The sequence below is a fragment of the Kitasatospora sp. NPDC048715 genome, from assembly GCF_043198905.1.
GTDB lineage: Bacteria > Actinomycetota > Actinomycetes > Streptomycetales > Streptomycetaceae > Kitasatospora > Kitasatospora lactacystinica.
In genome coordinates this window covers 96,459-115,151 of record NZ_JBICVH010000018.1, presented here as the reverse complement: position 1 = coordinate 115,151, position 18,693 = coordinate 96,459, and the positions used below count along the sequence as shown (strand labels likewise).

Genomic DNA, 18,693 nt, shown 5'->3' with positions numbered 1-18,693 from the left:
CGCTCCTTGCCGGGCGTTCGAGACCAACCTCGCCACTGTACGCCCAGCCCGGTCGAACCCCCTCGGCCGCCCATGAGCAGCGGACCTGCCGGGGTCGGTCGCCCGGCCCGGGGTCGGTCGCCCGGCCCGGGGGCGGCGGTCGGCCCGGGGGCGGCGGTCGGCAGCGGCCCGGCCCCGGGACAGCGGTCGGCAGCGGTCGGCCTCAGCCGCCCGCGAGCAGCTGCAGCCGCAGCGCGAGCTGGAGCTCCAGCGACCGCTCCGGCTGGTTCCAGTCCCGCCCGAGCAGCGCCTCGACCCGGTCCAGCCGCTGGACCACGGTGTTCACGTGGACGTGCAGCTCGTCCTTGGCCCGGGTCAGGCTGCCGCCGCAGTCGAAGTAGGCGCGCAGGGTGCGGACCAGCTCGGTGCCGCGCCGGGCGTCGTACGCCAGGAGCGGGCCGAGCGTCGCGCCGACGAAGCCGTCCACGTCGTGGCCGTCGCCGAGCAGCACGCCGAGGAAGCCGAGCGCCCGGGCCGAGGCGCCCTCCCCGGCGCGGCCGAGCACCCGCAGCGCCCGGAGGCAGCGCACGCCCTCGCCGTAGGAGGCGGCCAGCGCGGCCGGCCCGGCGGCCGGCCGGCCGGCGCCGACGGTGACCGGGAACCCGGCCAGCCGGGCCAGCCGTTCGGCGGCCTGCCGGGCGGTCTCCTCGGGGTCGTCGGTGCCGCCGCTCTCGACTGGCGCCAGCAGCACCACCGTCTCGGCGTGCTCGGCGCTGACGCCCCGGGAGCCGAACAGGTAGCGCCGGGCCGCACCGGCCAGCCGTGCCCGGTCGTCGGCCTTCCCGTCGGCGGGCTCCGCGACCAGCACCAGGTGCGGCCGGGCGAGGTCGACGCCGAGCCGGCGGCCGCGCGCGGTGAGCCCGCCCGGGTCCCGCTCGGGGGCGGTCAGCAGGTCGGTGAGCAGTTCGCCGCGGACCCGGTTCTCGGTTTCGGCGACCGAGCGGCGCAGCAGCAGGAGCAGCGCGGTGACGACGCTGGCCCGCTCGAACAGCCGCCGGTCGGCGTCGTCGAGGTCGGGCCGGCCGCGCAGCACCATGGTGCCGAGTGCGTCGTGTCCGGCCAGCACCGCGCAGACCCACTGCTCGCCGTGCCGTACGGACCGGCCCTCGGCGCGGGAGGCGGCGACCGCCTCGGCCAGTTCGGCGGCGGGTGCGGAGCGGCCGGCCAGCGGTTCGCCCTCGGCGTCCAGGACCGCTATCTCCCCGCCCAGCAGGGCGGCCACGGCGGCGGCGACGTCCGGCACCTCGGCGCCGCGCAGCACCAGGTCGGTGAGCCGGTCGTGCGCCTGCTCGGCGCGCTGTACGGCGGAGGAGTGGGCCCGGACCAGCTCGTTGGCTGCGTTCAGCTCGGCGAGTGCGGCCCGGGTGTCGGCCAGCGACTTGGCGGTGTCCAGGGCGATCGCGGCGTGCGCGGCCAGCGAGCAGAGCAGCGCGACCTCGTCGGGGGAGAAGGCGCGCGGCGTGCGGTCGGCGGCGAACAGGACACCGATGACCTGACCGCCGAGCAGCAGCGGCACCCCGATGATCGCCACCAGGCCCTCGTCCAGCACACCGGCGTCGATCGTGCCGGTGTGGTGGAAGCGTTCGTCGGTGCGGTAGTCGGGGGTGGCGTACGGGCGGGCGGTCTGGGCGACCAGCCCGCCCAGGCCGTCGCCGAGGCTGAGCCGCAGGGTCTGGAACAGGACGGAGACCGAGCCGTCGGTGACCCGCATGTAGGTGTCGCCGGCGCCCTCGTCCGGCAGGGTCAGGTACGCGGTGTCGGTGCCGAGCAGCATCCGGGCCCGGCGGACGATCGCCTGGAGCACGGCGTCCAGGTCCCGGGAGGCGGCGAGGTCCCCGGCGGTGTCGAACAGGGCCGTCAACTCGGCTTCGCGCCGCCGGTGTTGACGCAGGGTGCGGTGGACGCGCAGGGCCTGCCAGGTGGCGTCGTCGATCTCGGCGAGGACGGCGGCCGGCGCCCCGCGGCGGCGGGCGTCGGCCAGCACGTCGGCGAAGTCCTCGGTGGCGGCTCCGGAGGCGAGCAGGTCGAGCAGCCGCCGCAGCGCGGGCGCGGCGTTTTCGTGAGGGTGGTTCATGGTGCGTGCTGCCAATCGGCGTCGGTTCCGTCGGTTCCGAGAAACCGTGATCGTATCGGCTCGCTCCTCAGGCGACGGCGGGCTTTTCGGCCGAGGCGGTGCCCGGCTCCCGGCCGTCCCGGCCGTCCCGGCCGTCCCGGTTGTCCCGTCCCTCGACGTCCATGAGGTCCTGCCCCCTGGTCTCCCGGCCGCACAGCACTGCCAGCACGGTGATCGCCGCCGCGATGGCGACGTACACCGCGATGGGCGTGGAGCTGCCGTAGTCCTTGAGCAGCGCGGTGGCGATCAGCGGCGCCGGGGCGCCGGCCGCCACCGAGGAGAACTGGGCGCCGATCGAGGCGCCCGAGTACCGCATCCGGGTCGCGAACAGCTCGGAGAAGAAGGCCGCCTGGGGCGCGTACATGGCGCTGTGGAAGACCAGGCCGACGGTCACGGCGGTGACCAGCGAGCCGAAGGACTTCGTGTCGACCATCCCGAAGAACACGAAGGCCCAGGCGCCCACCCCGACCGCGCCCACCAGGTACACCGGCCTGCGCCCGACCCGGTCGGACAGCGCGCCGAACAGCGGGATCAGCGCGAACTGGATCGCGGAGGCGATCAGGACGGCGTTCAGCGCGGTCTGCTTGGAGAAGTGGGCGTGGGTGACGGCGTAGGTGAGCACGAACGTGGTCATCACGTAGTAGGAGATGTTCTCCGCCATCCGCGCGCCCATGGCCACCAGCACCTCCCGCCAGTGGTCCCGCAACACCTCCACCAGCGGCAGCCGTTTGGCCGTGTTCCGCTCCTCCTGGCGCTTGTGCTGCGCCGCCAGCGCCTCCTTGAACAGCGGCGACTCGTCCACCGCGAGCCGGATCCACATCCCGACCACGACCAGCACCGCCGACAGCAGGAACGGCACCCGCCAGCCCCACGCCAGGAACGCCGCGTCCGACTGCACCGCCGTCATCAGCGACAGCACCCCGGCCGCCAGCAGGTTCCCGGCCGGCGCCCCGCCCTGCGGCCAGGACGCCCAGAACCCGCGCCGCCGCTGGTCCCCGTGCTCCGACACCAGCAGCACGGCGCCACCCCACTCGCCGCCGAGTGCGAAGCCCTGCACCAGCCGCAGCACCGTCAGCAGCACCGGCGCCGCGACCCCGATCGAGTCGTACGTCGGCAGCAGCCCGATCGCCGTGGTCGACCCGCCCATCAGCAGCAGGCTCACCACCAGCAGCTTCTTCCGTCCCACCCGGTCCCCGAAGTGACCGAACACCAGCGCCCCGAGCGGCCGTGCCGCGAACCCGATCGCGTAGGTCAGGAAGGACAGCAGCGTCCCGGTCAGCGGATCGCTGTGCGGGAAGAACAGCTTCCCGAACACCAGCGCCGCCGCCGTTCCGTACAAGAAGTAGTCGTACCACTCGATGGTCGTGCCGATCAGGCTCGCAGCCACCACTCTCGGGAGTGAACTGCTCGCCGCCGTACCTCGTGCGGAGGTGCTCATGGCCACCACTTCCAGAACCAGGGGGGAGACGATGTCGCCACAAGGTAGGAAGCACCCGACCCCGGGACTATGTGGACGGCCCACACAGTCCCGGGGTCGAATGTGCCTTCCTGTCCTATGAGAGGGGAGGCCTGACCGCCGGGCGCTCCCCGCTCAGTGGGCGGTCCAGCCGCCGTCGACGGGGAGGCTGGCGCCGGTGATGTAGGAGGCGGTGGGGGAGCAGAGCCAGAGGGCGAGTTGGGCGACCTCGTCGGGTTCGATGAGGCGCTTCACGGCGGTGCGGTCGAGCATGATCCGCTCGACCACCTCGTCCTCGGGGATGCCGTGGGCGAGCGCCTGGGCGGCGATCTGCTTCTCCACCAGGGGAGTCCGGACGTAGCCCGGGTTGATGCAGTTGCTGGTGACGCCGTACGGCGCGCCCTCCAGGGCGACGGTCTTGCTGAGGCCCTCCAGCGCGTGCTTCGCGGTGACGTACGCGGACTTGAAGGCGCTGGCGCGCAGGCCGTGGACGGAGGAGACGTTGACGACCCGGCCCCACTCCTGCTCGTACATGTGGGGCAGGGTGCGGCGCAGGATGCGGAACGGGGCCTCGACCATGACGCGCTGGATGAGCGTGAAGCGGTCGGGCGGGAACTCGTGCACGGGCGCGACGTGTTGGAGGCCGGCGTTGTTGACGACGATGTCGGCGTCGTCCGGCAGGGCGTCCACGGCCCCGGGGTCGGCGAGGTCGGCGACGATCGCGCGGCCGCCGATCCGCTCGGCGAGTTCCTCGGCCGGGCCGGCCGCGAGGTCGACGACGTAGACCCGGGCGCCGGCCCCGGCGAAGGCCTCGGCGCAGGCCCGGCCGATGCCCGAGGCGGCCCCGGTGACCATGGCCGTGCGGCCGGCGAGCGGGCGGGCAGTAGAGGTGTCCATGGCCGAGAACGGTAGGAATCCGGCGGCCCCGCTCCCATGTGGCGGAACGCCACAGCAGTCCGTTGGGCTGTGGTGCTGTCCGCCATGACACCGGAGCGGGGTCCGAACGGTGGATCGACCCTCGGAGAGGCCCTCGGGGAAGCCCTCGGAACGGCCGGTGGTTCGACCCCGGACGACCAAACCCGAGATGGCCCCGCTTCCCCGAAATGGGCGCGGTTGCTTCACCCGTTCGGTGGATTGCTCGGTCAGATCCACCCATAGCGCCCGAATGCTCGCTACATTCACGCCGATTCCCGACAGGGGGCGCCGCCCCGGGCCGCCGAAGTGCTGGTGAAGCCCGGTGCGACGTCCGAGAGGTGTTGACAGACATGCCCCAACGGCCTGCAACCGACAGCCCGGCGTACGGACCGCTCGACCCGCTCGGCCAGCACCGAGGGACGGTCGGCCGGACCCTTCCGGACGCCCCCGACGCCCTGACCGCCGACACGCTGACCGCCGACGCCCCGGACGCCGAGGACCGGCGGCTGCCGGTGCAGGCCACACCCGACCGGCACGAGAACCCCGCCGCGCCCGTGCCCGGCCCTCCCCGCGGCCCCGGCCACTCCGGCCCGGCCCCGCAGAACGGCCAGCTCGCGGCGCTGATCGAGGAGGCCGGCTTCTCGCACGCGGGCCTCGCCCGCCGGGTCGACCAGCTCGGCCTGGAGCACGGCCTGGACCTGCGCTACGACAAGACCTCGGTCACCCGCTGGCTGCGCGGCCAGCAGCCGCGCGGGGCCACCCCGGCGCTGATCGCCGAGGTCTTCACCCGCCGCCTCGGCCGCCGCCTCACCGCCCAGGACCTCGGCCTGGACGCCTGCGCCCCGGTCTACGCCGGCCTGGAGTTCGCCGAGACGCCGCAGGAGGCGGTGGACATCGTGGCGAGCATGTGGCGCAAGGACAACGGCCCGCAGTCCGAGCTGCGCCGGATCGCCTTCACCCCGGCCGGCCTGGTCGTCCCCAGCCGGGACTGGCTGATCGGCCGCACCGACGAGCGGGTCGCCCGGGACGGCTCCACCCTGACCCGCTCGGACGCCGCCGCCGGCCCGCCGTCCGGCAGCGCCACCTCCGCGGCCATCACCGGCGCCCCGGCGCCGGGCGCGCCCGGCGCGTCCCCCGGGAGCCCGGCACGCGGCCCCGCCCCCGGCGTCCCCGGGGCCCCCACCGCCCGCAGCACGGCCGGGACCACCGGCACCGCCCCCACCATCGGCCGGGTGCCGATCCAGAGCCGCCGGCCGCCGGTCGCCGTCGAACCGCCGTACACCGACCCGGCCCGCGAGTCCCGCCCCACCCTGCGGGTCGGCCGCGGCGACATCGCCGCCATCCGCGCCGTCGGCGACCTCTTCCGCGCGCTCGACCACGCCTACGGCGGCGGCCACGCCCGCCAGGCGCTGGTCCGCTACCTGGAGAGCGAGGCCGAGCCGATGCTGCGCGGCCGCTACGGGGAACAGATCGGCCGGGCCCTGTTCGGCGCGGTCGCCGACCTCACCAGGCTGGCCGGCTGGACGTCCTTCGACATCGCCGCGCACGGCCTCGCCCAGCGCTACTTCGTCCAGGCGCTGCGCCTCTCCCAGGCCGCCGGGGACCGCGCGCTCGGCGGCTACGTGCTGGTGACGATGAGCCAGCAGGCCGTCCACCTGGGCCACGGCCGGGAGGCGGTCCAGCTCGCCCGGGTCGCCCAGCAGGGCGTGGGCACCGCCGTGCCGCCGGTCGTCCAGTCGCTGATGCACGCCGCCGAGGCGCGCGGGCACGGGCTGCTGGGCGACGTCCGGTCCTGCACCACCGCCCTGGTGCGCGCCGAGCGCTCCCTGGCGGCGGCCCGGACGGGCGACGAACTGCCCTCCTGGGCGCGGTACTTCGACGAGGCCCAGCTCTCCGACGAGTTCGCCCACTGCTACCGCGACCTCCAGCAGTGGCGGACGGCCGCGCAGCACGCCGAGAAGTCGCTGCGGCTGCGCTCGCCCGCCTACGCCCGCAGCCGGATCTTCTGCCGTCTGGTGCTGGCCACCGCCCGGCTCGGCATGGGGGACCTCGACGAGGCCTGCACCATGGCCACCGACGCGCTGCGGGCGGCGGGGGAGATGCGCTCGGCCCGCTCGCTGGAGTACGTCCGGGACTTCCACCGCCGCCTCACCCCCTACCGCGGCAGCCCGGTGGCCCGCGCCTTCGAGGAGACGGCCCGGCAGGCGGGGGTGATCTGACCGAAGGGCGGGTGGGGCCCGCCCCACGCACCCGGCGCACGGAGGTCCGGGCCCAGCGGCCCCGGCCCGGACCTCCGGCCGTTCCGCGGCGGCCGTCACCGGCGCGGAGCGGCCCGCGGACGGGCGGGAACGGGCGGGAACGGCTGGGAACGGCCGGGAACGGCGGCAGGAACACGGGCACCGGCCACGCGGTGCCCGTCGTTCCGGCGGGGCGCCGCGACGCCCGCCGAGGCCGAGGAGCCGGCCGATGCCGCTCGCCGTGCCCGCGCCTGTGCCCGGGCGCGGGCCCGGTCGTCAGGCCGCCGCCTCCGCCTCCCGGGCGTCGGCGGGGACACCGAGGTCGCCCAGCACCGCCTGTGCCGCCCGCCGCCCGGAGACCAGCGCGCCCTGCACGGTGCTGGTGTCCCGGTGGTCCCCGGCGACGTACAGCCCGGCCAGCAGCCGCACCGGGCGGCGGGGGTTGTGCGGCGGCGGCATCGCGGGCAGCGCGTCCGGGACGTGCCGCACGCCGAGGAACTGCCAGCCCGACGTCGAGCCGCCGTACAGCTCGGCCAGCCGGGTCCGGACGGCCGGCTCCAGACCGGCCGGGCCGCCCACGTCGAAGGCGCGCCGCCCGAGCACGGTGGTGGCGATCAGCGACTGGCCGGCCGGGGCGTAGGACGGGTGCAGCTCGCTGAGCACCAGTGAGTGCGAGACCAGCGGCGGGTGCCCGTTCGGCCGGTCGCCGTCGAGCAGCAGGACGGCCTCGCCCAGCGGGGCGGCGTCGGCGGCGTGGTAGAAGGTCGTGACGGGGTGGAAGTCCGGTAGCCGCAGCCCGGGCAGCAGTTCGGCGGCGGAGCGGGCGTCGGTGGCGACGATGACGGCCTGGGCGCCGATCCGCCCGTGCGCGGCGGTCTCCACGCCGTCCGCGGCGATCGAGGTGACCCGCACCCGGGTGCGGACGGTGCCGGCGGGGAGGGCGGCGGCCAGTTGGGCCGGTACCGCCGCGATCCCGGCGGCGGGCAGACAGAGCCGCCCGCGCGCGTACGAGCGCAGCACCAGGTCGGCGACCCGGCTGCTGGTCCCGAGCGCCGGATCGGAGAGCAGGGCGCTGAGCAGCGGTCGCAGGAAGCCGTCCACGGTGCGCTGGGCCAGGCCGTGGCCGGTCAGTGCGCGGGCGGCGGTGGTCTCCGGACGGGCCTGGAGCCGGCCGACCGGGGTGGCGGCGAGCCGGCCGAGCCGGCCCGCCAGCCGGGCCTTGTCCAGCGGGCTGCCGAGCGGGGACCGGGCGGCGGCCTGCCGGGCGACGGTGAGCTGGGGGTCCCCGGCGCGGTACCGGCGGCCGGCGCTGTGCACCAGCACGCCGGGCGCGAGCGGGCGCAGGTCGAGGCGGTCGAGGTCGAGCGTGCGGCGCAGCTCGGGGAAGGCGGTGTTCAACAGGTGACTGCCGTCGTCGAGCCGGAATCCGTCCTGTTCGCGGGTGGCCATCCGGCCACCGATCCGGTCGGTGGTCTCCAGGACCTGAACGGTGAGGCCGTGGCCGGTGAGCGCGCGGGCGGCGGCCAGGCCCGCGAGTCCGGCGCCGACCACGACGACGTCCGGGTCGGACGGCCGGCGGGCGCGGCGGGTGAAGTCGTACGTGGGCACTGGGGTGCTCCCTCCCTGGTCCCGGGGCTCCGGCCGACGCAGGCAGCGGGGTGCCGGGACACGGTCCGTGGAGGGTGATGCCCAGTCAGTGTGAGCATCAGACAAGCGCATCGGGCCGGATCCGAAGGCCGCGGAGGGTCCTGAGGCATCGGGCGGGGGAGTGGTCACGGACAGTGCGCCGTGGTGGCCGGGTTCGGGGGTCGGTGGGCGCGTACGGTCACCGGGGGCGTGCGACGCGCCCACCATGTGCTCCCGTGCGCCCCCTCCTCGGGCCCCCTCGGGCCCCGCTCGGCATATGCCGCTGGCCAGGGCGGATGCCGTCGTCGGAGTACATACGGGCTTCGCGCGACCCGCGCGCCCGCCTACCCTCCCGGCGCGCGCAGCCACCCCGCGCGCCCGCCGCCCAGCACCCGCCCCAGGGGCCGCACCGACCCGCGCACCCGCCCCGCCGACCGCGCCCGCCCCGTCGACCGCGCCCGCCCCGCCGGCCAGCACCCGGCACCCGCTCCGCGCGTGCCCCTGACGCCGCCCCGCGCACCCGTCACATCGCGGCGAGCACCGCCGAGTACACGTCCGGGTGGGTGAAGCGGAAGCCCGCGTCCAGCAGCCGCCGCGGCACCACCCGGTGGCTGCCGACCACCTCGATCGCCAGCTCGCCCAGCACCGCCTTGAGCACCGCCTCCGGCACCGGGAACGGCGTCGGCCGCCGCAGCGCCCGGCCCAGCGCGGTGGTCAGCTCGGCGTTGGTCGCCGGGTTCGGAGCGGTGAGGTTGAAGGCGCCGGAGAGGTCGTCGTGGTCGATCAGGAACCGCAGCGCGGCCACCTCGTCGTGCAGCGAGATGAAGCTCCAGTACTGCCGCCCGTCGCCGAGCCGCCCGCCGAGACCCAGCTTGAACAGCGGGAACAGCCGCCCGCCCGCCCCGCCGGCCGCGGACAGCACCATGCCGGTGCGCGGGTGGACGACCCGGATCCCGGCCCGCTCGGCCGGCCGGGCGGCGTCCTCCCACTCCCGGCAGACCTCGGCCAGGAAGTCGTCGCCGGCGGGGGAGTCCTCGTCGATCACCCGGTCGCCGGTCTGCCCGTACCAGCCGACCGCGGAGGCGCTCACCAGGACCTGCGGCGGCTCCTTGAGCCCGGCCAGGGCGACGGCCAGCGTCTCGGTGCCGTACACCCGGCTCTCCCGGATCTCCCGCTTGTAGGAGTCCGTCCAGCGGCGGTCGCCGACCCCGGCGCCGGCCAGGTGCACCACGGCCTGAACCCCGGTCAGTCCGTCCCGTTCGACCTCGCCGAGCAGCGGGTTCCAGCCGATCGCGGTGCTGCCGTCCGGCCGTGGGCCGGTCTTCGAGCGGTGCCGGACCAGCCGGACCACCTCGTGGCCGTCCGCCAGCAGGGAGCGGACGAGCGCCGAACCGATCAAACCCGTGGAACCCGTGACAGCGATGCGCATGCGCCCATCCTCGCAGCTCCCGCGCGCTCCCGCGGTGTTCCCGACCGGCCGTCACCTCCGCATGCGCCGTTAGCATGACGCGCATGCCTGACGACGATCTGATCATCCGTACGGCGCGGAGCGAGGACGAGCGCGAACTCGCCGTCCTCAACCACGCGGCCTGGTCCGTCCTGTCCGACGTCTCCCCGCAACCGCCCGTCGAGGACCCGCTCTTCGACGAGCGGCACGCCCCCGAGCACTACCTGCTGGCCGTGCTGGACGGCCGGATCGTCGGTTACATCCGGCAGGTCCCGGCCACCCGGCTGGCGAGCAACCGGCACGTGCGGCAGATCCAGGGCCTGGCCGTCGACGGCACCGTCCGCGGCCGGGGCATCGGCCGCCGACTGGTCGACGCGGCCTGTGCGGCGGCCCGGGCCGAGGGCGCCCGCAAGATGAGCCTGCGGGTGCTCGGCTGGAACGCTCCGGCCCGCCGCCTCTACGAGAGCTGCGGCTTCGTCGTCGAGGGCTCGCTGGCCGAGGAGTTCCTGATCGACGGCCGGTACGTGGACGACATCTGGATGGCCCGCGGCCTGGCCGACTGAGCGGCAGGGCACCCGCGCCCGCGCCGCCCTGCCCGCACCTTCCCGTCCCGCCCGCACCTTCCCGTCCCGCCCGCGCGCCGGCCGTTCGAACAGGCTTGCCGCCAAGGGAGGTTGGCCGTTCGCCGGGCGGTGCAGAGTCGTGACGGTCCCGACCTGTCTGGAGCGCCGCCGTGCCGGGTACCGTACGCCCGTGAGCAACTCGACGCCTCCCGGGTGGTACCCGGTCCCGGGTGCGGACGGCACCCCCGGTCACGAGCGCTGGTGGGACGGCAACGCCTGGACGGCCGAGGTCCGACCGCTCCAGGGCGGCGTCGCGGGCGGGCTCGCCGACGCCCCCACCCAGACCGGGTCGCCGTCCGACCGGAAGCCCGGCTACGGGTACCCGGGCGGCCCGGCGGCCCCGACCTACGGTTACCCGGGCCAGGACGCCCACCAGGCACCCGCCTACGGCTACCCCGGCCAGGACGCGTACCAGGCCCAGGCCCAGGGCGGTTACCAGGCGCAGGGCGGCTACCCCGGCCCGGCCCAGCGCGACTATCCGGGCCCGCCCCAGGGCGGTTACCCGCCCCAGGGCCCCGGCTACGGCCCCGGTTACGGCTACCCGGGCCCGGGCTACCCGCCGCCGGCCGGCCCGGCCCGACCGAAGACCGGTCTGATCATCGGCATCGCGGTCGCCGTGCTGGCGGTGGCCGGGATCGTCGCCGGGGTCGTCTTCAACAGCGGCGGCGACCACCGGGCGGACCCGACCCCGGACCCCACGGTCACCGCGCCCCGGAGCAGCAGCCCCACGCCGAGCCCCAGCCCCACCGCGCCCACCAGCAGCCCCGCGGCGCCCAAGCCCCTGCCGGCGGTCAAGAGCACCGTCCCCGACCCGGAGCACGCGATCACCGTGCCGGTCCTCGACGGCTGGGTGGTGTCCGACAACCCGCCGCACTCGACCGTCTACCTCGGCACCGACCGCTACACCTGCCCCGACGGCAGCTCCTGCATCCGCGGCCAGTTCTCGGTCGAGAAGGACATCGTCCAGGGCACCACGCCCAAGGCCGCCGCCGACGCCCAGATGCCCTCCTACGCCGGGCAGGTCTTCTCCGGCGTCAGCTCGCACACCGACGCCGGCTCCGGGTACATCAGCGTGGCCGGAGTGCTCGGCTACGCCACCCGCTGGCACATCCGCACCACGGACGGCACCCAGGGCTACGTCCTGCTGGCCGCCCTCCCGGCCAAGGGCGGTGGCTACGTGGTCATGGAGGGCGGCGTGGACGACAGTCCGGCCGCGCCGGACTTCGCGGTGCTGGACCAGATCCTCAAGGGCATCAAGCAGGACAGCTCCTCCGGCAGCAGCACCTGACCGCCCTCAGTCCCCGTACCGCTCCCAGAGCTTGGGGAAGCGCTTCGCCATGACGTCCGGATCGTCGAAGTCCAGCACCGGCCCGGCCGGCCGCTCGGGCTGCCGCACGCCCACCTCGGGCAGCGGCAGCCCGGTCAGCCGCTCGTACGCCTCGTCGGCGGCGTAGCCGAGGTCCTCGGCCTCGCCGTCCTCCTCCTCGTCGAACTCGGGCAGCAGGTCCGCCAGGTCGTCCGGATCGGTGAGCCCGCCCTCGAAGACCTCCCGGCCCTGGCCGATCAGCCAGGACCGGAAGTAGTCGAAGGTGTCGTCGGAGGCGCCGTCGAGCATCAGGTAGGCCGCGCCCCACAGGTCGTGGCGGTAGGCGCGCTGGAACCGCGCCTGGAACAGCCGGGCGAAGTCGATCACATCGTCCGGGGTCAGCTGGAGGAGCCGTTCCACCAGGAGGTCTGCCTGCTCGTCGGGGTCGCCGTCGGCGTCGTCCCGGGTGTCGTCGATGATCTGCCAGAAGTCCGTCTCGTCCATCACCGCTCCAGCATCCCCGTTCCGCCGCGTCCGTGCATGCCGCGACTCGGCGCGACTCCGGGACTCGGCGTGTCCGGGGGCCGGGAACGGCGGAACCCCGCGCCGTCCGGGGACGACGCGGGGTTCCGTGTGCGGGGTTCCGCGGGGACCTGGTGGGGTCAGAGGCCGAGCTCGACCTCGAACTCGCCGGCCTCCAGGATCTCCTTGACCGCGACCAGGTAGCGGGCGGCGTCGGCGCCGTCCACCAGGCGGTGGTCGTAGGAGAGCGACAGGTAGGTCATGTCGCGGATGCCGATGGCGGTGCCGCCGTCGGCCTCGATGACCACCGGGCGCTTGACGGTGGCACCGATGCCCAGGATGGCGACCTGGTTCGGCGGCACGATCACGGTGTCGAACAGCGCACCGCGGGAGCCGGTGTTGCTGATGGTGAAGGTGGCGCCGGACAGCTCGTCCGGGGTGATCTTGCTGTCGCGGACCTTGGTGGCCAGCTCGGCGGTCTTCTTCGAGATGCCGGCGATGTTGAGGTCGCCCGCACCCTTGATGACCGGGGTCATCAGACCCTTCTCGGAGTCCACCGCGATACCGATGTTCTCGGTGTCGAAGTAGGTGACCGTGCCCTCGGCGTCGTTGATCCGGGCGTTGACGACCGCGTGGACCTTCAGCGCCTGGGCGGCGGCCTTGACGAAGAACGGCATCGGGGAGAGCTTGACGCCCTCGCGGGCCAGGAAGCCCTCCTTGGCCTTGGCGCGCAGCGACATGATCTTGGTGACGTCCACCTCGACCACGCTGGTCAGCTGGGCCTGCTCGTGCAGAGCCTTCAGCATGTTGTCGCCGATGACCTTGCGCATGCGGGTCATCTTGACCGTCTGGCCGCGCAGGGCGGACGGCGAGGCGGCGGCCTTCGGCGCGGCGGCCGGGGCGGCAGCGGCGACCGGGGCCGGAGCGGCCTTGGCGGCCTCCGCGGCGGCGATGACGTCCTGCTTGCGGATGCGGCCGCCGACGCCGGTGCCGGCGACGGAGGCCAGCGCGACACCGTGCTCGGCGGCGAGCTTGCGCACCAGCGGGGTGACGTAGGCGTCACCGCTGTCGGCCACCGGAGCGGCCGGGGCGGCAACCGGGGCCGGGGCGGCAACCGGAGCGGCCGGAGCGGCAACCGGAGCCGGAGCGGCAACGGGCGCCGGGGCGGCGACCGGGGCCGGCGCCGGGGCGGCCGGGGCAGCGGCGACCGGCGCCGGGGCGGCAACCGGAGCGGCCGGAGCGGCGACCGGAGCCGGGGCGGCCGGGGCAGCGGGAGCCGGGGCGGCGACCGGGGCCGGGGCGGCGGCGACGGCACCGGCGGCGCCGATCAGCGCGAGCTGGGCGCCGACCTCGGCGGTCTCGTCCTCGCCGACCAGGATCTTCACCAGGGTGCCGGCGACCGGCGACGGGATCTCGGTGTCGACCTTGTCGGTGGAGACCTCGAGCAGCGGCTCGTCGATCTCGACGGTGTCACCCTCGGCCTTCAGCCAGCGGGTGACGGTGCCCTCGGTGACCGACTCGCCCAGCGCGGGCAGCAGCACCGGGGTGGCGTCGGCGGCCGGCGCGGCGGCGACCGGGGCCGGGGCCGGGGCGGCCGGGGCAGCGGCAACCGGAGCGGCGACCGGGGCCGGGGCGGCGACGGGCGCGGCCTCGACGGCGGGGGCCGCGGCGGCGACCGGGGCGCCCGAGCCGTCGTCGATGATCGCCAGCTCGGCGCCCACCTCGACGGTCTCGTCCTCGGCGACCTTGATCGAGGCCAGGATGCCGGAGGCCGGGGCCGGGATCTCGGTGTCGACCTTGTCGGTCGACACCTCCAGCAGCGGCTCGTCGACCTCGACACGCTCACCCTCGGCCTTCAGCCAGCGGGTGACGGTGCCCTCGGAAACGCTCTCGCCCAGCGCGGGCAGTGTTACTGAGACCGCCATGGTTTCAGCGACTCCTATCAAGTCTTGCGTACGGGAAGTACTTGCGTACGGGAAGTACCGGGAAAGGGGGTGGGGCGTGATCAGTCGTGCGCGTGCAGCGGCTTGCCGGCCAGCGCCAGGTGCGCCTCGCCCAGGGCCTCGGACTGGGTCGGGTGCGCGTGGATGAGCTGCGCGACCTCGGCCGGGAGGGCCTCCCAGTTGTAGATCAGCTGGGCCTCTCCGACCTGCTCGCCCATGCGGGCGCCGACCATGTGGACGCCGACCACGGCGCCGTCCTTGACCTGGACGAGCTTGATCTCGCCGGCGGTCTTCAGGATCTTGCTCTTGCCGTTGCCGGCCAGGTTGTACTTCAGGGTGACGACCTTCTCCTTGCCGTACAGCTCGACGGCCTTGGCCTCGGAGATGCCGACGGAGGCCACCTCGGGGTTGGAGTAGGTCACGCGCGGAACGCCGTCGTAGTCGATCGGCACCGGCTTGAGGCCGGCCAGGCGCTCGGCGACCAGGATGCCCTCGGCGAAGCCGACGTGGGCCAGCTGGAGGGTCGGGGCGAGGTCGCCGACGGCGGAGATGGTGGGCACGTTGGTGCGCATGTACTCGTCGACCAGGACGTAGCCGCGGTCCATCGCGACGCCGTTCTCCTCGTAGCCGAGGCCGGAGGAGACCGGGCCGCGGCCGATGGCGACGAGCAGCAGGTCGGCGTCGATCTGCTTGCCGTTCTCGGTGGAGACGCGGACACCGGTCTCGGTGTACTCGACGCCCGAGAAGCGGGCCTTCAGCTCGAACTTGATGCCGCGCTTGCGGAACGCGCGCTCCAGCAGCTTGGAGGAGTTCTCGTCCTCCAGCGGGACGAGGTGCGGCAGCGCCTCGACGATGGTGACCTCGACGCCGAAGGACTTCCAGACCGAGGCGAACTCGACGCCGATGACGCCGCCGCCGAGGATGACGGCCGACTTCGGGATGAAGCCGAGCTTCAGGGCGTGGTCGGAGGAGATCACGCGGTTGCCGTCGATCTCCAGGCCCGGGATCGAGCGCGGCACGGAGCCGGTGGCCAGGACGATGTGGCGGCCCTCGATGCGCTGGCCGTTGACGTCCACCGAGGTCTGCGAGGAGAGCTTGCCCTCGCCCTGGATGAAGGTGACCTTGCGGGAGGCCACCAGGCCCTGGAGGCCCTTGTACAGGCCGGCGATGACGTCGTCCTTGTACTTGTGGACGCCGTTGATGTCGATGCCCTGGAAGGTGGCCAGAACGCCGAACTCGGCGGCCTCCTTCGTCTCGTCCGCGATCTCCGCGGCGTGCAGGAGCGCCTTGGTCGGGATGCAGCCGCGGTGCAGGCAGGTGCCGCCCAGCTCACCCTTCTCGACCAGGGCGACGCTCAGGCCCAGCTGAGCGGCGCGGAGCGCCGCGGCGTAACCGCCGCTTCCGCCTCCGAGAATGACAACGTCGAAAACGGTGCTGGCGTCGTTCGCCACGTCACGTCCTCCATGCATGGGGTGGGTCGCCGGGCCGGTCGCGGTCCGGTGGGTCGGAAGCCTTTGTGGGGCGCCCAGTCGTGCCGGAAATACATCTTCGCACTTGTTCACGGTGGCTGATGTCCGGGTCCGCCCCAGGGGTGTCCCACGGAGCGGTCACCGGGGCGCGAACACCCCCGACGGAAGGGCATCATCGCAGCTCAGCGCGGTGTTGACAGCCGCCGGACGGGCGTCTTCCGCGTTGCCCGCCACAGCTTCTTCCGTACTGCGGAACAAAGTTTCGCCCGCAGCGAACAGAGGTGCGCCACGGCCACCGGTCCTACTCGCAGGTAACCGGGCCGGAACGACGGCGGGGCCCGGCGCACACGCGCCGGGCCCCGTCGCAGCGGGTCCTGGACCAGGGGGCGCCCCGGGTCCGGGGGGTGCCTGGTTCAGGGCATGCCTGGATCAGGCCTTGCCGTTCGCCCTCTGCTCGGCGAAGCGGACCAGGGTGCGCACCGCGCTCGCGGTGCCGCCCTTCGGGGTGTAGCCGTACGGCGCGCCCTCGTGGAACGCCGGACCGGCGATGTCCAGGTGCGCCCAGTCGATGCCCTCGGCCACGAACTCCTTCAGGAACAGGCCGGCCACCAGGCCGCCGCCCATCCGCTCGCCCATGTTGGCCAGGTCGGCGATGGTCGACTCGGTGAAGCCCTTGCGCAGGTCCGCCGGCAGCGGCATCGGCCAGGACTGCTCGCCCGCCTCGCCGGCCAGGACGTGCAGCTCCTCGCGCAGCTCGTCGCCGTTGGCCATCACGCCGAAGGTGCGGTTGCCCAGGGCCAGCACCATGGCGCCGGTCAGGGTGGCCACGTCGACGATGACGTCCGGGTTCTCCTCGCCGGCCCGCACGATCGCGTCGGCCAGCACCAGGCGGCCCTCGGCGTCCGTGTTCAGGACCTCGACGGTCTTGCCGCCGTACATCTTCAGCACGTCACCCGGGCGGGTGGCGGAGCCGGACGGCATGTTCTCGGCCAGCGCCAGCCAGCCCGTCACGTTGACGGCCAGGCCCAGGCGCTTGGCGGCCACCACGGCGGCGAACACGGCGGCGGCGCCGGCCATGTCGCACTTCATGGTCTCGTTGTGGCCGGCCGGCTTCAGCGAGATGCCGCCCGAGTCGTAGGTGATGCCCTTGCCGACGAACGCCAGGGTGGCCTTGGCCTTCGGGTGGGTGTAGGCCACCTTCACCAGGCGGGGCGGGTTCTCGGAGCCGACGCCGACGCCCAGCAGGCCGCCGAAGCCGCCCTTGGTCAGCGCCTTCTCGTCCAGCACCTCGACCTTGAGGCCGTGCTCCTTGCCGGCCGCCTGGGCGATCGCGGCGAAGCTCTTCGGGTTCAGGTCGTTCGGCGCGGTGTTGACCAGGTCGCGGGCCCGGTTCATCTCCTCGCCGACCGCGGCGGCGCGCTCCACGGCGGCCTTGGCGTCCTTGCTGCCCTTGCGGGCGGCCAGCAGGACCAGCTCGCCGACCGGCTCCTTGCCGTTGCCGTTGGCCTTGTACGTGCCGAAGGCGTACGAGCCGAGCAGGCCGCCCAGCGCGACCGCCTCGATGTCGGCGGCGGACTCGGCGGGCAGGGCCAGCGCGGCCTTCTTGGCGCCGGCCAGCGTACGGGCGGCGACACCGGCGGCGCGGCGCAGCGCCTCCAGCTGGTAGCCGTCCTCGGCGGCCTCGCCCAGGCCGACCGCGAGCACGAGCGCGGCCTTCAGGCCGGCGGGGGAGGGGACCTTGACGGCCTCGCCCTCGGCGCCGGTCGCGCCCAGGGTGCTGAGGACCTCGGTCAGCTTGCCCTCGAACGCCTCGTTGACGGCCTCGGCGCCGGGGGCCAGCACGATGCCCTTCGGGCCCTTCGCGACACCGATCACCAGGGCGTCCGCGCGCAGCGAGGCGGCGGAGGAGGTGCTCACAGACAATGCAGTCACGTAATGCGTCCTGTTCTTTCGCGGTCCACGGCCGGCCACGGCGAGGCTGCCGCACCGGCGCAGCCCGCCGTCGCAGGCCGTCCGCCGGCGGGCCTCCGGGGTCCGGGCCCCCTGGCGCGCGCGTCCGTCCGAGGCGGCCGCGCACACCAGAGGCCCCGGCTCCTCGGTGCGCGCCGGGCGGGCAGGACCTGCCACGGTGCAGGGCTGCGGTGCTCCACGCATGGTAGTCCGCATGCTGGGATCACGCGCCGCCCGGTATCAGCCGAGCAACGCCAGGGCGAACAGCGAGGCGGTCGCGGCGGTTTCGGCCATCGCGCCGAGCACGTCACCGGTGATCCCGCCGAACCTGCGCACACACCGTCCGAGCAGCAGTCGGGCGCAGCCCGTGCCGAGCGCAACGGCCAGCGGGAGACGGAGGGCTGACCATCCGTCGGACAGTCCCGCCGCGGCCAGGGCGAGCGCCGCGACGGCCGTCGCGGCGGCGGCTCCGACGGGCGCCACGGTGCCCGCCACCATCGCCCCCAGCCCGCCCGGCCGGGCGGCCGGCACCGACCGCAGGCAGCCCCAGGCGAGCGCGCACCGCGCGGCCGTCGCCGAGGCGAGCACCGCGAGCGCGCCGCGCAGCGGGGAGTGGGCGAACTGTCCGGCCAGCGCGGCCACCTGGGCGAGCAGGACGAGCACCAGGGTCAGCACGCCGAACGGACCGATGTCGGACTGCTTCATGATGCGCAGCGCGTCCTCGGCCGGCTTGCCGCTGCCGAGTCCGTCGGCGACGTCCGCCAGGCCGTCCAGGTGGAGTCCCCGGGTCAGCCCGGCGAGCACTCCCACCGCGGTCACCGCGCCGAGCGGCCCGCCCGCCCGCCAGGCCACCAGGGCCCCGGCCGTGGCGGCCAGCGCGCCCAGCACCAGCCCGACCAGCGGAGCCGTCAGCATCGCCCGGGCCGCCGCCGCCCGGTCCCACCGTTCCACCCGCACCCGCAGTACGGACAGCGTCCCGAACCCGAACCGCAGGCCGTCGGCCCAGGTGGCCCGATCGGTGCCGCTGGCCATGAACACGTTCCTCTC

At 74.7% G+C, this 18,693-nt stretch carries 13 protein-coding genes; 3 read left to right on the top strand and 10 right to left on the bottom strand.

The window, feature by feature from the left end:
- Positions 1-202: 202 nt before the first annotated feature.
- The 3 genes from ACGFSC_RS30630 to ACGFSC_RS30620 form a co-directional block, all read right to left on the bottom strand.
- Positions 203-2,113 carry a GAF domain-containing protein gene (locus ACGFSC_RS30630; protein ID WP_359896998.1) on the bottom strand — a complete coding sequence of 637 codons (1,911 nt, stop codon included), beginning with the start codon at positions 2,111-2,113 and terminating at the stop codon, positions 203-205.
- A gap of 67 nt (positions 2,114-2,180) precedes the next feature.
- Positions 2,181-3,590, bottom strand: a complete 1,410-nt coding sequence (locus ACGFSC_RS30625; protein WP_359897000.1) for an MFS transporter — start codon at positions 3,588-3,590, stop codon at positions 2,181-2,183.
- A 153-nt stretch (positions 3,591-3,743) separates the two neighbouring features.
- Positions 3,744-4,505, bottom strand: a complete 762-nt coding sequence (locus ACGFSC_RS30620) for a 3-hydroxybutyrate dehydrogenase (protein WP_359897001.1) — start codon at positions 4,503-4,505, stop codon at positions 3,744-3,746.
- Between the two features lie 368 nt (positions 4,506-4,873).
- Between ACGFSC_RS30620 and ACGFSC_RS30615 the strand changes: the two genes are divergently transcribed.
- The gene (locus ACGFSC_RS30615) at positions 4,874-6,742 is read left to right on the top strand and encodes a regulator (RefSeq protein ID WP_359897003.1); all 1,869 of its coding nucleotides are present in this window, start codon (positions 4,874-4,876) and stop codon (positions 6,740-6,742) included.
- Between the two features lie 294 nt (positions 6,743-7,036).
- On the opposite strand, the gene ACGFSC_RS30610 is transcribed toward ACGFSC_RS30615, so the two are convergent.
- On the bottom strand, positions 7,037-8,368 hold the full coding sequence (locus ACGFSC_RS30610; protein WP_359897005.1) for an FAD-dependent oxidoreductase: 1,332 nt from the start codon (positions 8,366-8,368) through the stop codon (positions 7,037-7,039).
- A gap of 541 nt (positions 8,369-8,909) precedes the next feature.
- The gene (locus ACGFSC_RS30605) at positions 8,910-9,815 is read right to left on the bottom strand and encodes a TIGR01777 family oxidoreductase (RefSeq protein ID WP_359897007.1); all 906 of its coding nucleotides are present in this window, start codon (positions 9,813-9,815) and stop codon (positions 8,910-8,912) included.
- An 83-nt stretch (positions 9,816-9,898) separates the two neighbouring features.
- Between ACGFSC_RS30605 and ACGFSC_RS30600 the strand changes: the two genes are divergently transcribed.
- Both ACGFSC_RS30600 and ACGFSC_RS30595 read left to right on the top strand, forming a co-directional pair.
- Positions 9,899-10,396, top strand: a complete 498-nt coding sequence (locus tag ACGFSC_RS30600; protein ID WP_359897009.1) for a GNAT family N-acetyltransferase — start codon at positions 9,899-9,901, stop codon at positions 10,394-10,396.
- 190 nt (positions 10,397-10,586) lie between these two features.
- On the top strand, positions 10,587-11,744 hold the full coding sequence (locus ACGFSC_RS30595; RefSeq protein ID WP_359897011.1) for a DUF2510 domain-containing protein: 1,158 nt from the start codon (positions 10,587-10,589) through the stop codon (positions 11,742-11,744).
- Positions 11,745-11,750: 6 nt separating this feature from the next.
- Here ACGFSC_RS30595 and ACGFSC_RS30590 read toward each other — a convergent pair whose 3' ends face one another.
- From ACGFSC_RS30590 to ACGFSC_RS30570, 5 genes are all read right to left on the bottom strand, one after another.
- Positions 11,751-12,266, bottom strand: coding sequence for a DUF4240 domain-containing protein (locus ACGFSC_RS30590; protein ID WP_359897012.1), 516 nt, complete (start codon positions 12,264-12,266; stop codon positions 11,751-11,753).
- Between the two features lie 158 nt (positions 12,267-12,424).
- On the bottom strand, positions 12,425-14,209 hold the full coding sequence (gene sucB / locus ACGFSC_RS30585; RefSeq protein ID WP_359897014.1) for a 2-oxoglutarate dehydrogenase, E2 component, dihydrolipoamide succinyltransferase: 1,785 nt from the start codon (positions 14,207-14,209) through the stop codon (positions 12,425-12,427).
- An 80-nt stretch (positions 14,210-14,289) separates the two neighbouring features.
- Positions 14,290-15,696, bottom strand: coding sequence for a dihydrolipoyl dehydrogenase (lpdA, locus tag ACGFSC_RS30580; RefSeq protein ID WP_359897017.1), 1,407 nt, complete (start codon positions 15,694-15,696; stop codon positions 14,290-14,292).
- Between the two features lie 429 nt (positions 15,697-16,125).
- Positions 16,126-17,628, bottom strand: coding sequence for a leucyl aminopeptidase (locus tag ACGFSC_RS30575; protein WP_359897019.1), 1,503 nt, complete (start codon positions 17,626-17,628; stop codon positions 16,126-16,128).
- Positions 17,629-17,886: 258 nt separating this feature from the next.
- Complete coding sequence (locus ACGFSC_RS30570; RefSeq protein ID WP_359897020.1) at positions 17,887-18,678, bottom strand: adenosylcobinamide-GDP ribazoletransferase; 792 nt, start codon at positions 18,676-18,678, stop codon at positions 17,887-17,889.
- Positions 18,679-18,693 lie beyond the last annotated feature (15 nt).

Excerpts from the sequence above, each read along its gene's own strand:
- ACGFSC_RS30620 (WP_359897001.1), bottom strand. The coding sequence starts at position 4,505 with ATGGACACCTCTACTGCCCGCCCGCTCGCCGGCCGCACGGCCATGGTC.
- ACGFSC_RS30630 (WP_359896998.1), bottom strand. The coding sequence starts at position 2,113 with ATGAACCACCCTCACGAAAACGCCGCGCCCGCGCTGCGGCGGCTGCTC.
- lpdA (WP_359897017.1), bottom strand. The coding sequence starts at position 15,696 with ATGCATGGAGGACGTGACGTGGCGAACGACGCCAGCACCGTTTTCGAC.
- ACGFSC_RS30625 (WP_359897000.1), bottom strand. The coding sequence starts at position 3,590 with ATGAGCACCTCCGCACGAGGTACGGCGGCGAGCAGTTCACTCCCGAGA.
- ACGFSC_RS30600 (WP_359897009.1), top strand. The coding sequence starts at position 9,899 with ATGCCTGACGACGATCTGATCATCCGTACGGCGCGGAGCGAGGACGAG.
- ACGFSC_RS30615 (WP_359897003.1), top strand. The coding sequence starts at position 4,874 with ATGCCCCAACGGCCTGCAACCGACAGCCCGGCGTACGGACCGCTCGAC.
- ACGFSC_RS30605 (WP_359897007.1), bottom strand. The coding sequence starts at position 9,815 with ATGCGCATCGCTGTCACGGGTTCCACGGGTTTGATCGGTTCGGCGCTC.
- ACGFSC_RS30570 (WP_359897020.1), bottom strand. The coding sequence starts at position 18,678 with ATGGCCAGCGGCACCGATCGGGCCACCTGGGCCGACGGCCTGCGGTTC.
- ACGFSC_RS30590 (WP_359897012.1), bottom strand. The coding sequence starts at position 12,266 with ATGGACGAGACGGACTTCTGGCAGATCATCGACGACACCCGGGACGAC.
- sucB (WP_359897014.1), bottom strand. The coding sequence starts at position 14,209 with ATGGCGGTCTCAGTAACACTGCCCGCGCTGGGCGAGAGCGTTTCCGAG.